The sequence below is a fragment of the Streptomyces sp. NRRL S-1813 genome (genome assembly GCF_000719605.1).
Classification (GTDB): domain Bacteria; phylum Actinomycetota; class Actinomycetes; order Streptomycetales; family Streptomycetaceae; genus Streptomyces; species Streptomyces decoyicus.
Genome location: NZ_JOHB01000062.1, coordinates 1 through 13,844, shown reverse-complemented (window position 1 = coordinate 13,844; position 13,844 = coordinate 1). Strand labels below are relative to the sequence as shown.

Below are 13,844 nucleotides of genomic sequence, written 5' to 3'. Positions count from 1 at the left end.
ATGATACGGCGACCACCGAGATCTACACCTAAGCCTTCGTCGGCAGCGTCAGATGTGTATAAGAGACAGGCCGTGGTGGGGGTGTCCGACGGGGATGGGGCGGGGGTGTCTGAGGCGGCGGGGCGGGCGCTGCGGTGGGAGTGCCGGGAGGTGGTGGGGTGGCGCTGCGGTGGGAGTGGCTGAAGGCGGCGGGGCGGGCGCTGGGGTGGACGGCGGGCCTTGGGGGCCGTGATGGGCCTCTGGGGGCTCCCTCGGGGCCTTGACGGCCCCGGGGCGCGCTCATTGAGCAAGCAGGCGCCGGGTGCCGCTTCCGCGGCCCTGGGGGCGGTTCAACGTCCCCAGGTGGTTCAACGCCCCTGGGCGGGGCTGGAACTCGTCCCGTCATGCGGCCGGTGTCGTCCTTGCGTGCCGCTCAACGCCTATGGGAGCGGCCCCCGAACCCGCCCCGTCACGTGGGCCGGCACGTGGCCCGACGGCGTCCCTGGGCGTCGCGTGACGGGCCCTGGCGCCTCTGAAGCACCCCGGGGGGAGCAGGCCGGGCCCTCAACCCCCGTGCGCGTTCAGCTCCTCGGCGGCCTCGGTGAGGTCCTTGGCGGTGTCGATGGCGCGCCAGTAGGAGCCCTGGGGGAGCGGGAAACCGGCCAGCCGGCGTTCACGGGCGAGGCGCGGGAAGGTCGTGCGCTCATGGTCGCCGCGGGCGGGGAGCAGCTCTGTGAAGGCGGCGGAGAAGACGTAGACGCCGGCGTTGATGAGGTACGGCGAGGGCGGCGACTCGATGAAGTCCAGAACATGTCCGAACGCGTCGGTCTCCACGGCGCCCCAGGGGATGCGGGGGCGGGCCAGCGCGAGGGTGGCCTCGGCGTCGCGCTCGTGGTGGAAGGCGGCCATCTCACGGAGCGGGAAGCGGGTCCAGATGTCGCCGTTGGTGGCGTACCAGGGCTCGTGCGGGCGGGGGAGGGAGCCGGCCGCGTACTTGAGTCCGCCGCCGCGGCCCAGTGGCTCGGTCTCGACAACGGTCGTGACGCGCAACGGCAGTTGAGCCCGCTCCAGCCAGTCCTGGAGTACCCCGGCGAGATGCCCGCAGGAGATGACGGCGTCCGTGACGCCCTCCTCGGCCAGCCAGTTCAGCTGATGGCCGATGATCGGGGTCCCGGTGCCGGGAATCTCGACCATCGGCTTGGGGCGGTCGTCGGTGTACGGGCGGAGACGTGAGCCCTGGCCGCCGGCCAGGACCACGGCCTGCGTGGGGTACTGATGCTGGGCACCTGTCATGGTTCGCACCCTATGCGGTGCGAGCGGGGGTCACTGGGCGGCGGCGACGCCGGTGGCGAAGGAGGTGTCGCAGACCGGGCGGGAGAAGGCCTGGGCGCGGTGTGCGGCACCGTACTTGGTGACCGCGGCACGGCCGAGGTCACGGGCGATGGAGACGCAGTGCTTGGCCAGTGAGGGCCGCTTGGTGGTCGCCTCCTGGAGGTGGGTCAGGGCGACGCCGGGGTCCTTCTCCTGGAGTTCGACCAGGAGGCGCTTGCGCAGGGCCTCCTCGGGGGCGAGGCGCCCGGCCTTGGTGGAGATCTTTCCGGAGGATGCGGTCAGCACCTGGGAGTCGGTGGCCGTCGATGCCCACGGGACGCGGGTGACCGCGAGGGTCCCGGACAGCACGAGGACGACGGGAAGGACGAGGGCGAGAGTTCTGCCGATGCGGCGGGCTGCGGAGTTCACGGTCGAGATGGTAGCGAGGAGTGATGATTTGGCGACATTTGGTCACCTTATCGAGGGACGGAATGGCTCGTCGGTGCGGTTTCGATGTTGACGCACTGGTACGAAAAGTGCGGTTATGTCCCCATGATGGCGTTACGGCGCGGCCGACAACGCAGCGGCGGCGGTACCGGGTACTACCCGCTACCGCCGCCGCTCTCACGCGTCGCTCTCACGCGCCGCTCATCCCGTATCAGTCGGTGAGGCGCTCTCCGGACGACGTCGAGAAGACATGCGTCTCGCCCGCCCGCGGCACGACGTGCAGCCGGGTGCCCTTGGCCGGGACCTGGCGGCCGTTGACCCGTACGACGAGGTCCTTGACCTCGCCGCCGACCTCCGCGGTGCCGTACACATAGCCGTCGGCGCCGAGTTCCTCGACGACGTTGACCGTGACGGCCAGACCGGCCGGTGCGTCGGCGGACTCCTTGGACAGCGACTTCGCGGCGGCGCCGTTCTGCTCGACGATCTCGAAGTGCTCGGGGCGGACTCCGACCGTCACCGTCCGGTCGCCCTTGTCGGCGGCCGTGGACAGCGCCTCACGGTTGACGGGGACGACGCTGTTGCCGAACTTCACACCGCCGTCGGTGATCGGCACCTCGACGAGGTTCATTGCGGGCGAGCCGATGAAGCCCGCCACGAACAGGTTCGCCGGCCGGTCGTACATGTTCCGCGGTGAGTCGATCTGCTGGAGCAGGCCGTCCTTGAGCACGGCGACCCGGTCGCCCATCGTCATGGCCTCGACCTGGTCGTGCGTGACGTACACCGTCGTGATGCCGAGCCGGCGCTGAAGCCCCGCGATCTGCGTACGGGTCTGGACGCGCAGCTTGGCGTCCAGGTTGGACAGCGGCTCGTCCATGAGGAAGACCTGCGGCTCCCGGACGATCGCCCGGCCCATCGCGACCCGCTGCCGCTGGCCACCGGACAGCGCCTTGGGCTTGCGCCCCAGGTACTCGGTCAGGTCCAGGATCTTGGCCGCGTCCTCGACCTTCTGCCGGATCTCGGCCTTCGGCACACCAGCGATCTTTAGCGCGAAGCCCATGTTGTCGGCGACCGTCATGTGCGGGTAGAGCGCGTAGTTCTGGAACACCATGGCGATGTCCCGGTCCTTCGGCGGAAGGTGGGTGACATCGCGGTCCCCGATGCGGATGGCGCCCCCGTCGACGTCCTCCAGCCCCGCGAGCATCCGCAGCGAGGTGGACTTGCCGCATCCGGAGGGGCCGACCAGGACGAGGAACTCGCCGTCCTCGATGGCGATGTCCAGCTTGTCGACGGCGGGCTTGTCGGAACCCGGGTAGATACGGGTTGCCTGGTCATACGTGACCGTAGCCATGGTGAATCCCTTCACCGGCAGGAACGTGCCGGACGATCCGAGTAAAAGGAGTGGTGTAATCCACTGATATGGACTCTCCGTGACGCTACCTGCGGCGGCCCCCGGTGTCAGTAGCCCGGCAGTCACGAATTGGGAACCGGCATCCGGCGCGCCTGGGTACACTGCTTCACGCACGCCTCCTTAGCTCAGCTGGCCAGAGCACCGCTCTTGTAAAGCGAAGGTCGTCGGTTCGAATCCGACAGGGGGCTCTGAGCTTGAACAGGGAGGAAGCCCCGGGCCGGTGATGGCCTGGGGCTTCTGACATCTACGGTTGACATCAACGGGGACGGTCAGCCGGGGTCAGGCACGATCGAGCCGCCGCTTCAGGAGCCGGTCCATGTGGTTGATCGCTTCCCGTTGGGTGTCCTGGGCGACGTGGGTGTAGACGTCCATGGTCATGCTGATCTGGCTGTGGCCGAGGATCTCCATCAGCACACGAGGGGCGACGCCGGCCGCGGTGAGCAGGGTGGCGCAGCCGTGCCGGGCGTCGTGGAGGCGGATCGGGCGGAGGCCGGCGGAGGCGGTGAGCCGGGCGAAGGAGCGGTTCATGTTGCGCGGCTCGATCGGGAGGCCGGAGCGGGTGGTGAAGACGAGCCCGGCAGGGTCGAGCTTGACACCCCGCTTTGCCGCGGCGTCCATCTGCCGGAGCCTTTGCCAACGGAGAGCGGCGAGGCAGATCAGGGGCAGCGGCACGGGGCGGATCTTCCCGGTCTTGGTGGTGTCCTGATACAGCTCGCCGCCGATGCGTTGCATCTGGTTGCTGACGCGGATGACACGGTCGTCCAGGTCCACGTCCGACCACCGCAGCCCCAGAACCTCACCACGACGGAGACCCATGGCGATAGCGAGGACGAAGGCCGCGTAGAGCGGATCGCGCCGGGCTTCTTCCAGGAACCTCAGGGTCTCGTCCAGCGTCCACGGCGTCGTCTCGCGGCTGACGACCTTGGGAGCCTCTACGAGCGATGCGACATTGCGCGTGACCAACTCCTCCCGGGTAGCCGCTGTGAGGGCGGTACGGAGCACGCGGTGGGCTTCCTTGGCTGTAGCCGGAGAGGACTTGCGGGCGACCTCTGACAGGAACACCCGGACGTGGCGCGGCCCCAGTGTCTCCAGTCGTTTCGTGCCGATCAGGGGAACGAGGTAGAGCCGTACGTGCATGGAGTACTTGCCGTACGTGGTCCGCTTGCGGTTCGGCTTGATGATGTTGTCCAGCCAGTACGGCAGCCACTCGGCGAGTTTGGCCGAGCGGGTGGGGACGGGGACGCCGCTGTCGACCTTGGCGAGGAGTTCGCGGCGCTTGGCGTCGCACTCGGCCCAGGTCTTGCCGTAGGCGAATTTCCGGGCGCGGGTGCCGTCGGGCTGGAGGACGTAGACCGCGCACTGGTAGCGGCCGTCTTTGCGCTTGGTGATGGTGCCGGCGCCGTTCGGGTTGCGCTTGCGCTGCTGTGACATCAGGCGGCCTCCTCCATCCGGTCGCGGATGTAGTCGTTCAGGGCGTTCTCGGGGATGCGGCGGCAGCGGCCCTCGGTGATCGAGACGAGGCGCTTGGAGCGGATCAGGTCGTAGACCTTGGAGCGGCCGAACTTGAGCTGTGCCATGACCTCGGGCACGGTCAGCAGCTGGCCGGTGGCGGTAGTCATGTCCAGTCGTCTCCTTCTGCGGCTTGGAGTTCGGCGCGGGCTTGGCGGGCGGTGTCGCGGTTGGTCTGGATGTCGCGGGCGATGGTGGAGGCGAGTGCGGCTTCGCCGGGGGTATGGCCGTGGCCGGCGTACTGCCAGTCGGTCAGGACGAGGACGGTGTCCGGCTGCGTGGGTTCGAGGCCAAGGGCTTCTCGTTCCTGGGCGGCACGGAAGTCGGCACGGGCTGAGCGCAGTTCGCCGAGGGTGGTCGAGTAGCGGCGGGACTTGGAGGAGAAGTGGCCGCGGAACCCGAGCATGTGCGCTCAGGCCCAGAGGCGGCGGTCCGGGTAGAGCGGGTCGAGGCACTTGCACGCGGTGATCAGTTGGCGGGTGTGTGCGGGGACCTGGTGGCGGTCCAGTTCGGTGAGTTCGCCGATGCGCCGGTCGATAGTGCCGGTGGTCTCGGCGGCCTTGGTCGCGTACTTCGCCACGTAGGAGGCCACGGCCTGTTCGGTGATGTCGGAGCCGTCGCCGAACGCCTTGACCGGTCGCACGTCCAGCTGAGTGCCCCAGCGGAAGGTCCGGGTGGGCTGGTCTCCGGCAGCCGGGGCCGTGACTGAGGTGCAGGGGTGCGCGGCGGCGGCGTAGATCGCGTCGGTCAGGAGGTTGGCGCTGGCCCAGGATGGCGGCGGTGTTCCGGGGCCGTCCGGTCCGTCGATGCGGATCACGGCATGGAAGTGGAGGGCTCCGCGCTTCTGGAACTCGGGGACCTTGCCGAAGGAGAGGCGGGCCGATTCCTTGAGGCCGCGTTGGGTGAGGCCGGCCCGGGCGGCCAATTCGCGGCGGAGTCGGGTGGTGAAGCGTTGCCAGAGGTCGCCTGCGTGGTTGTTGAACAGGACGGCGGCGGCGTAGTCGTACGTCTCGGGGGCCAGGGCGGTGCCGAGCGCCGGATCGTCTGTGCGGTGCTGTGTGCCGCAGCGGCAGGCGCCTCGGTCGGGCCGGTTGTGGACTGGGCCGAAGGATGGCGCTGTGAGGGTGGTGAAGACGCGGGGGTGGTCTCGGACGGTGGCGGGGATGTCGCGGCGGTCGTCTCCGGCCAGTCCGGAGCGGATGAGGTGGTAGGTGTCCCCGGCGTACGTCCACGCGCAGGCGGGGCAGCGGGAGGCGCGGCGGTTGCCGCAGGCGAGGCGGAGTCGGCCGCCGGGTTCGGACGCGGTCGAGTAGTGGTGCAGGGTCTCGCCAGACGTGCGGTCCTTGGCGAGGGTCCAGCCGGTGAGGTGGATCGGGTCGGAGCAGCCGCCGGTGCGGTGAGCGCTCAGCGACAGGCATCGTGCGGGAGGCGGTGGCAGCCCCCAGCGTCGGGTTCTCGCAGCTCACAGGGTGCCCTTGCGTAGACGATCCGTGATTCCGAGCTCAGGTGTCGGAGGGGGTCGTATGCTCCCGCCATGGATGGGGTGGATATCGCGGCAGCTGCCGCAGGCGGCGCCGCTTGGTCGTTTCTGATCGCGGGCGAGGAACGGCAGTTTCAGGGGAACGCTGGCTATGAGGATGTGGTGGAGGAGTCCTACAGCTACGACTCAACCGTGGGCAACTACCGCCGGGTTGCAGTGGGTGACCTGGTGGTAGTGCGGAACAGCCGTGAAGCTTTGGGCGTCGGCTACGTGGAGGAGCTGGAGGTGCTACCCGACCAACAGAAGCTCCGTAGCCGATGCCTTTACTGCGGAAGCACGGGCTTCAAGGAGCGGACTACAGAGCAGCCCCGTTTCCGATGCAGTCCCTGTGGCAACGCATTCGACACGCCGAAGGTGGAGACGATACGAGTCACCGCCTACCGGGCTCACTACGGAGGCACCTGGCAACCCCTTGAAGGCTGCCTGGATAAGGCGCAACTGGCCGGACTCAGTCTCAGTAAGTCCGACCAGCAGTCAATCAAGGCCATGGACCGTGTACGGACTCTCGACGCTGTGACCGCCCGAGGCGTACGTTTTCCACACCAAGGGAGCGTATCGGGCACCTCCCGCCAACATCCGTTAGAGCTGCCGGGAGGCCGACGACGGACAACAGCGGCGGTTCGACGTGGGCAGAACGCTTTCCGCAACGCCCTGGTCGCTCGATACGGGTTGATCTGTGCTGTGACAGGTTCGGCGCCGGCGGAGGTACTCGAGGCAGCTCACCTGCGGCCGTTCGCTACGACGGAGCGGCACCGGGTCGAGGAGGGACTCTTGCTGCGCGCGGACGTCCATCGCCTCTTCGACAGCGGACTGTTGACCATCTCCCCTGGGCTCTTGGTCCGCGTTGCACCGAGTCTCCTCGGGTACAGCGCATACAGTGCGTTGGAAGGCAACTCTCTGCACGTTCCGGAAGATCACGCACTGGACATCGACGTGGTCAAGGAACACTTTGCGGTGACCACCGCTACGTGGTAACTGAGGGTCGGAGAAGAGCATTCCCGTGAAGGTGCAGCCGTCGGTGGTCTGTAAGTCACCGCACAGCTCCTTGCATCGCTGAGGCCCCGCGGCAGAATCCGCCACCAGGCGATAGCAGCAGGTCGAGCCGGTCACCAAGTCTAGGCGCCTGCCCCCTTCTTAGCCTGGGCCTGTGGGGGCGTCCGTAGGTCCACTTCGACGACGAAGGGGCGCCGCTGATCGTAGTCTCAGCCCATGCGTAGCGACCGTGACCAAGTCACCGAAGAGATCATCAGTGGGCTCGATGCCCTCTCGATGCGGCAGCTTGAGACCGTGGCATCAATGGTCAAGAGCCTTCACATTCCTGTCCAGTTCATCTCGGGCACTGGCGCCGGCATCGTAGATGCATCGTTCGCCGAAGAAATGTCCAACCTCCTGAGCCTGCATCACTCGAATCACGAGGCGCCGCTCAATAAGAAGCCCTTTGAGTACGCGATGAAGCGATGTCTCATCGCTCAAGGGCACGAGGAGGCTGACCTCAACCCGGCACCGGGCGAGTCCGCCTACGACGTGTTCGGCAACGACGAGCGATGGTCACTGAAGACGGAAGCTGCTAAGGGGCTCAGCCCTTCTCAAGTGAAGATCGAGAAATTCTCCGAGGCTCGCTGGGTCAGAGAGGCGACCACGGCCGACGTATGTGCCGCCGAGGTTCGTGAACGTCTCCCCCGGCACATGGATGGGTACGACCGAATCTTGATACTGCGCGCGGAAACGCGATCAGACAGCTTCGTTTATACCCTGGAGGAGGTGCCCAAAAAGATCCTGCTCGATTGCTTCACCTCGGCTACTCCTGAGATGTTCGCCAAGAAGGATCGAGGAGGAAAGTCGGGAATTAGCTTTGGCGCGGATTTTCTTCACCCAACCAATGGAGACAAGGCGTTCCGGATACTCTTGGACTCCAGCGTGGAAAAGGTTCGACTCTGGTATCAGGCGAAGTACTGCATTCGTCACGGCTCATGGGTTGTGTCAAAGCCGGATACCGACGAGCTGACGCTCTTTACACCAGCGTGAGCTGAGCTGCTTCCGTAGCAACGAAATCATCCACGTGCAGCGAAGTATTCGGTAGAACCGCCTGCTCCAGATCTGGTTTCTCGCCGGTCAGAATCCACTGCGCAACCCAGGCAAGCTGGTAAGAAACCAGAGGGGGAACCGCATCGCCGATCTGGCGATACAAGTTCTTACGACTACTGCCGACGAATCGGTAGTCCGATGGGAACCCCTGCAAGATGCCAAGCTCACGCACCGTGCACTGGCGATCCTGCTCAGGATGGGAGTACCGCCCGTTCCCGACATGCGAGCATTCGCGCTTAATGGTGGGAGCGGGCTTGCCCCAAGCCATGCGACCGTAGACGTCGCTGTAGGAATTCAGGCGACCCCGCTCAACTGCCTTCCACATGGAAGGGATCAGGTACTTCTCCGTGTCTGGGCGCCCCAGGAGGTCGGGCCAGCTACCTCCGTCGTGAGGCATCGCCGCGATCCTTTCGAGCGACTCACCCTTAAGTAGACTACTCGTGTGATTGGGGTCGTCCGGGTGAGTCGCACCTGCGGCGACCTTGGGTAGGTCCGCGATAGCCCGGCGCACTGTAAGGGCCTCCGGCCTTACTTCGTACCCACGCCAGAGATCTTCCAGTGTGTAGAGCGGAAGGTCAGAAGCCACCGCGATAACGAGAGCTCGATCCCTCTGTTGCGGCAACCCGAAGCGCGACAGGGCATGGGATGAAGCGTGAACTTTATAGCCCATGCCCTGAAGGTTATCCCGAAGGGCAGTGAAGTGATGGCGGAAATTGCCGTTGAGCAATTGAGGGACGTTCTCCATCATGAAAACCCGAGGTTTCATCCGCGCCACGTGATCCGCGACCCGGGCAACAAGAGAGTTCCGAGGATCGTCCTCTGCCCAGTTCTTCGAAATAGCCCGAGAGAAGCCGGTGCAAGGAGGGCAGGCCAAGAGAACTTCGAGATCATCTACGTTCGCCGGCAGGCTTTCCGCCAACTCGTCTGCCGAAATCGCCGAAAGATCGACGGACAGCGGATCCACCCCGAGGTTGGCCGCGTAGGTGTCATTGCACCCGATCGCACCGTGGCCCGTGCTGGGCTTCCCGACTTCAACGTCTGCGGCGCCGACGAGCTTGAACGCAGGGTGCGCGTGGTAACCGCAGCTCATGCCTCCACCGCCGGAAAAAAGATCCACAACGCGGCTCACCTGAAGGCCCACCGGCACTCTCCTCGCACTCACTCCTCGACACCTTCCTTGAACCTCGATGAGGGTACGCGACACCAAGAACTCAAGTCAAGTCAAGTCAAGGAGGTAGGCGACGCCTTGGTCCAGTCGCCTGGTAGCTTCAGGTGGGTGAATGGGGTGGAAGCGCTAGGGTTGCGGCTGGCCGAGGTCAGGCGAGAGATCGCGGCCACCTCCGAGCAGCTCCAACGACTGCGAGACGAAGAGTACGGTTTGTCCCTGTCTTTGGCTCGTATGACGGGCGGTTCTAGTCCGAGAACGCCGAACGTCGAGTCAGTCCAGGCAGCTCCTGCCGGGCGTAGGGCTCGCATCACACCTGCCGTACGCGCCATCCTCGCCGAAGCGCCTTGTCCTCTCACTCGAACCGAGATCGTCGGCAGACTCGCAGAAGACGGGACCTCCACTTCGCCGGATGCTGTGAGCGCGAGCCTCTCCTACCTCCGGAAGCAGGGCGTAGCTGGCAACGCAGGCGGACGCTGGTATCTGTCCCACCAGTCGGCGGTCTTTCCGGATGCGCAGACCGGTTCGGCCTGATGCCGGAAGGATCCGAGGGTCGATGATCCGTCCTCTCGCTCGGCAGGAGTTCCGTCTCGGAGTCCTCCTTCCGCTGGCTCCGACGACGATGGCTAGGAAGCCCCCTGTGCCACGGCCCATTTGCGGCTTGAAGCCCTAGCAACGGGGCCCCTTAGTCATCTGGCCAGCGTAAATAGGCCCACTCGAACAGCAGGGGGCCCCAGGCTCAATCTGGGGCTCCCCTGCACGTGTCGCGTTAGCCGAACGCCGCCGCCGGCAGCTGAGGGCCCTCGTCACTTCCTTCTTAAGCCGGAGGATCTGCTAGCGGCAGGCGGTGACCGCGGCTGATTGCTACACGAAGCACGTCACGCAGGGCTCCAGTCATGTCCATCGCCAGGATCCGCAGCTCGCTCGGTGCTGTCTCCTCGTCGCCGAGTGCTTCGAGCGCGTGCCCCAGGAGTTCCGCTGCCGATTCCAGCTGCACCGCTTCGGTGCTGTCAGCCAAGCGGGACAGTAAGCTGCTGCCCTCAGTGCTCAAATAACAGGGGTTGCCCTCGGGTCCTGACCACGGGAGGAGCCGCAGCTCGTGGTGGGTCGTCATCCTCCGCTTGTCCTCTCGTCGGTCATGTGGTGGGTGGTGAAGAGGCCCTCGGCTCGGTCCCCGGGGAGCACCAGAAGCGCCGCCTCGACCACGCGTCCCGTGCGGTCGGACATAGTGCGTGTGATCGCGAGCTGCCAGGGCCGAGCTAATGCGAAGGACTGCCGCTTCCTCTGGCGTCGGAGGGCGAGCGCTGACTCGTTCTCGAACCTCGGCCAAGGGCGGGCGGAGCTCTGCCAACTTCGCCTCAACGCTCTGGCAGCAGGGCGATTCGGTGGGAACGCCGGTTGGAGAAAGGTCGCAAGGCATGTAGATACGAGCGAGGCTGTGGGGTGACTCCTCCTCATGGCTGAGGCAGAGGAATTCCGTGAGCGAGCTGCCTTCCGACACCCCTAGCAGGCCGATCAGTTGCCCGTGCGCCTGGAGGTTGGTGATGCGGACGCTGACACGTAACCCTGACCGCGACGCGGACTCCGTCCTGAGCACTTGACCACCGCCCACGTACGTGATTCTGCGGCGGTAGCGGACGAAGTTTCCCTTGCCGTGGATCTTCTCGACGAGCCCTTCACCCTGGAGAACCGCAAGGGCACTCCTCAGCGTCGGCGTGCTGACCGCGTAGCGGGAGGCGAGCTGCGCCTCGGAGGGGAGACGTTCGCCAGCCTTGATCCGGCCGGTCGAGATCTTGTCCCGGATGTCGTTGGCGATGACGTGGCGACGAGAGGGCACGGGCTGCATCACCACCTTCTCAGCGTCCGCAGGGCTACGAGCCGAGTGCGCGAGTGCATGGTGAGCAACTCGCCCGACTCGAATCGCAGGCGCTTCGCTCCGCCAGAAAGCTGGAGGAGGTCGGTCACGCGACACGGTTGACCGCCGATCTGGATGACGTCGCCGCGTTGCACGCTCGCCGAGGTGATCTCGACAGGGCCGGCCATTGCACCGCCCGGTGCCCAGCCGTTCACTGGGGCGCCTCCGTCCGGCTATTACGGTCGCCGGCCACCGCGTGGCAGGCGCAGCTGCACGCCTCGTAGAACACGGGGACGCCGATCGGAGCGGCAGCTGGGGAAGACTGCGCGCACTCGCAGTGCGTACCGATTCGGCAGGAACTCGACTGGTAGGGGACGGCATTGGCGTATGCCGCGCGAAGCTGTTGACGGTGAGGCATCAGAGGGCGAGCTCAAGCGGTCAGTGCATCAACGCTGTTCAGGAGGTCAGCGTAGACCTCTGCCGGAGTGCGGTAGCCATGGGTCTTGCGCGGACGGTGGTTGAGCTCGTGGGCGATGGCGTCCAGGTCGGCCTGGCTGAACGTGCGGAGGTCCGCGCCCTTGGGGAGGTACTGCCGCAGCAGCCGGTTGGTGTTCTCGTTGGTGCCGCGCTGCCACGGGCTTCGCGGCTTGCAGAGATAGATCGGCATGCCCGTCTCAGCGGTGATGGCCTGGTGTTCGGCCATCTCGCGGCCCCGGTCCCAGGTGAGCGTCCGCCGCAACTGGGGCGGGATGCCGATAAGGCTTCGGGTGAGATGCGGCGCGACTTGCTCGGCCTTGATTCCGTCCGGCAGCGCGACGATGGCGGTGTAGCGGCTGGTGCGCTCGACGAGCGTCGCGACCGCTGAGGGCCGGGTGCCCATCACGAGGTCGCCCTCCCAATGGCCGGGGACCTTGCGGTCCTCAACCTCGGCGGGACGGGCGCTGATGGACACCATGCCCCGAATGACGCCCCGCCCGGTGGGCCGGCGGGCGACCTCAGGCCGGCGCATGGGCCGCGCTGACCGCAGCCGCTGGGTGAGGCTGCGGTCGATCGCCTGGCGCCGGCGCGGGTCGTAGAGCGAGAGGTAGATCGCCTCATGCGAAATCTGCAGAGAGGCGTCGCCGGGGAACTGGTGTCGCAGCCAGCCCGAGATCTGCTCAGGTGACCAGCACAGCGCCGGCTTGGCCTCCACCAGAACCCGCAGAGCAGGCCGTTGGGCGAGCTTGGCCTGCTTGGGCCGGCGCCCACGCGCGTATGCGGCCGCGTCGGCAGACGCGGCCCGGTAGCGGTCCCGGCCGCCGTTGCGGGCGATCTCGCGAGAGACGGTCGACGCGGATCTGCCCAGCCGACGGGCCAGTTGCCGGGCGGATTCCCCTGCCGCGATGCCGCGCGATATCTCCTCGCGCTCGCCGCCGGTCAGATGGCGCTCTGACCGCTGCTGCGGGGCCTGGCGGACGCCGCCGCTCTGGTACAGGAACCGGCGGACGTGGTGCATCGGTGCCCCGAGTGCCCGCCCCATCAAGCTGAACGACTGCCCCTCGCGCCAGCGTCTCCAGATCTCATCCTGCTGTGCCGGCGAAAACCCGTAGTCACGCACCTGTGCCTCCACGACCACATGATCATCCGTGCGTGATGCGTTGATCATTTGAGGGTGCCCTCGTTTCTCGACACTTCGGGGGAGTGAGGTTCGCCTGGTCTTCCGGCCGCGGACTGATCGTCCCGGGCGGGCGGGCTGGGGTGTGCGGGGGCGTGGCCGTGTGCGCGGCAGGCCACGTTTCCCGGGTGGCTGCCCCCGGGGTGGCTCCCCCCCAGGTGGCCGCCCCAGGGCCCCTCGCTGGGGGCAGTGCGCCGACGGTCGCGCACGGGGCGGCGGTGCGTCGAGCTCCCCCGGGCAGGGCGGGGCGGGGCCGGGGGCAGTTGCTGGGGGCGGTCAGTCGCTGCTCGCCGGTGTCTCGGAGGCCGGTGCCGGACGCGCGAGCAGGGCCGCGCCCGCGATCAGCGCGAAGGCGACGATCTCGATGACGGCCTGCACGGGCAGACCGGCGATGTACATGTCCGGGGTGTCGAACTGGGGGTCGAAGTAGGCGGCTCCCGGGTAGAGGATGGCCGCCGCCTGGCTGAGCCAGTACAGGGCGGCGAAGGTGATCGCGGCACGCAGGTTGGAACCGGCGTCGCCGCGGCGGCGCCAGGCGAAGCAGAGGGTGGCCAGACCGAGCAAGGTGCCCATGGCCATCGTCTGGCCGTTGTGGAACTTGGCGTGCGCGGGCCAGAGCGGATTGAGCACGTGCGTGTCGTTCCAGTCGGCGAGGTAGGGCGAGACGGCCGTGAAGACGGCGACCAGCGAGAGCAGTGCCTTGCCGGCCATCGTGCGCGGCCTGACGGCGGACCGCACAGGCACTCCGTCGGAAACCGGCGCGGACGAGGAGGAGTTACGCATTGGGAAAGGCCTTTCAATTCGTTCCGGGGGGCCGGGGGGCCGGGGGGCCGGGTGGCTGGGTGGCCGGGTGGCTGGTCGGCTGGGCGCGGCCGGCCGCTGGAATACGGG

General features: G+C 66.9%; 12 protein-coding genes, 1 tRNA gene and 2 pseudogenes. 3 read left to right on the top strand and 12 right to left on the bottom strand.

Annotated elements, in window-relative coordinates; translation table 11 throughout:
- Positions 1-543: 543 nt before the first annotated feature.
- From IF67_RS0137860 to IF67_RS0137850, 3 genes are all read right to left on the bottom strand, one after another.
- The gene (locus IF67_RS0137860; protein WP_030993511.1) at positions 544-1,272 is read right to left on the bottom strand and encodes a nucleotidyltransferase family protein; all 729 of its coding nucleotides are present in this window, start codon (positions 1,270-1,272) and stop codon (positions 544-546) included.
- A gap of 30 nt (positions 1,273-1,302) precedes the next feature.
- Positions 1,303-1,719 carry a hypothetical protein gene (locus tag IF67_RS0137855; RefSeq protein ID WP_030993508.1) on the bottom strand — a complete coding sequence of 139 codons (417 nt, stop codon included), beginning with the start codon at positions 1,717-1,719 and terminating at the stop codon, positions 1,303-1,305.
- 229 nt (positions 1,720-1,948) lie between these two features.
- Entirely contained in the window at positions 1,949-3,085 is a 1,137-nt protein-coding gene (locus tag IF67_RS0137850) for an ABC transporter ATP-binding protein (RefSeq protein WP_030993506.1), read from the bottom strand.
- Between the two features lie 174 nt (positions 3,086-3,259).
- Between IF67_RS0137850 and IF67_RS0137845 the strand changes: the two genes are divergently transcribed.
- A tRNA-Thr gene (locus IF67_RS0137845) sits at positions 3,260-3,333 on the top strand.
- A gap of 91 nt (positions 3,334-3,424) precedes the next feature.
- On the opposite strand, the gene IF67_RS0137840 is transcribed toward IF67_RS0137845, so the two are convergent.
- The 3 genes and pseudogenes from IF67_RS0137840 to repSA form a co-directional block, all read right to left on the bottom strand.
- Positions 3,425-4,576 carry a tyrosine-type recombinase/integrase gene (locus IF67_RS0137840; protein WP_030993505.1) on the bottom strand — a complete coding sequence of 384 codons (1,152 nt, stop codon included), beginning with the start codon at positions 4,574-4,576 and terminating at the stop codon, positions 3,425-3,427.
- The gene (locus tag IF67_RS0137835) at positions 4,576-4,764 is read right to left on the bottom strand and encodes a helix-turn-helix domain-containing protein (protein ID WP_030993504.1); all 189 of its coding nucleotides are present in this window, start codon (positions 4,762-4,764) and stop codon (positions 4,576-4,578) included. Before IF67_RS0137835 ends, IF67_RS0137840 begins: the two co-directional genes overlap by 1 nt.
- Positions 4,761-6,050 (bottom strand): annotated as a pseudogene (gene repSA, locus IF67_RS39990) (replication initiator protein RepSA); the annotation flags it as partial. The gene IF67_RS0137835 and the pseudogene repSA, both read right to left, overlap by 4 nt.
- A 138-nt stretch (positions 6,051-6,188) precedes the next feature.
- Here repSA and IF67_RS40675 point away from each other — a divergent pair.
- Both IF67_RS40675 and IF67_RS40670 read left to right on the top strand, forming a co-directional pair.
- On the top strand, positions 6,189-7,169 hold the full coding sequence (locus IF67_RS40675) for an HNH endonuclease (RefSeq protein ID WP_051819090.1): 981 nt from the start codon (positions 6,189-6,191) through the stop codon (positions 7,167-7,169).
- A gap of 234 nt (positions 7,170-7,403) precedes the next feature.
- Positions 7,404-8,219 (top strand): hypothetical protein, encoded by an 816-nt coding sequence (locus IF67_RS40670; protein ID WP_030993501.1) that lies wholly within the window; start codon positions 7,404-7,406, stop codon positions 8,217-8,219.
- Here IF67_RS40670 and IF67_RS0137815 read toward each other — a convergent pair.
- The 6 genes and pseudogenes from IF67_RS0137815 to IF67_RS40665 form a co-directional block, all read right to left on the bottom strand.
- Positions 8,206-9,420: a DNA cytosine methyltransferase gene (locus tag IF67_RS0137815; RefSeq protein ID WP_234341634.1), complete on the bottom strand. Its 1,215-nt coding sequence runs from the start codon at positions 9,418-9,420 to the stop codon at positions 8,206-8,208. The two genes, IF67_RS40670 and IF67_RS0137815, sit on opposite strands and share 14 nt — an antisense overlap.
- 841 nt (positions 9,421-10,261) lie before the next feature.
- A complete protein-coding gene (locus IF67_RS42615) occupies positions 10,262-10,462 on the bottom strand; it encodes a hypothetical protein (protein WP_324608908.1) in 201 nt (66 codons plus the stop codon).
- Positions 10,463-10,554: 92 nt separating this feature from the next.
- A pseudogene (locus tag IF67_RS42610) lies at positions 10,555-11,290 on the bottom strand (GntR family transcriptional regulator).
- Positions 11,290-11,487, bottom strand: a complete 198-nt coding sequence (locus tag IF67_RS46465; RefSeq protein WP_030993494.1) for a hypothetical protein — start codon at positions 11,485-11,487, stop codon at positions 11,290-11,292. The pseudogene IF67_RS42610 and the gene IF67_RS46465 overlap by 1 nt, the downstream one beginning before the upstream one ends.
- Before the next feature lie 242 nt (positions 11,488-11,729).
- The gene (locus IF67_RS0137800; RefSeq protein WP_078889891.1) at positions 11,730-12,896 is read right to left on the bottom strand and encodes an IS30 family transposase; all 1,167 of its coding nucleotides are present in this window, start codon (positions 12,894-12,896) and stop codon (positions 11,730-11,732) included.
- Between the two features lie 333 nt (positions 12,897-13,229).
- On the bottom strand, positions 13,230-13,664 hold the full coding sequence (locus IF67_RS40665) for a DUF6640 family protein (protein WP_158713233.1): 435 nt from the start codon (positions 13,662-13,664) through the stop codon (positions 13,230-13,232).
- Between the last annotated feature and the right edge of the window lie 180 nt (positions 13,665-13,844).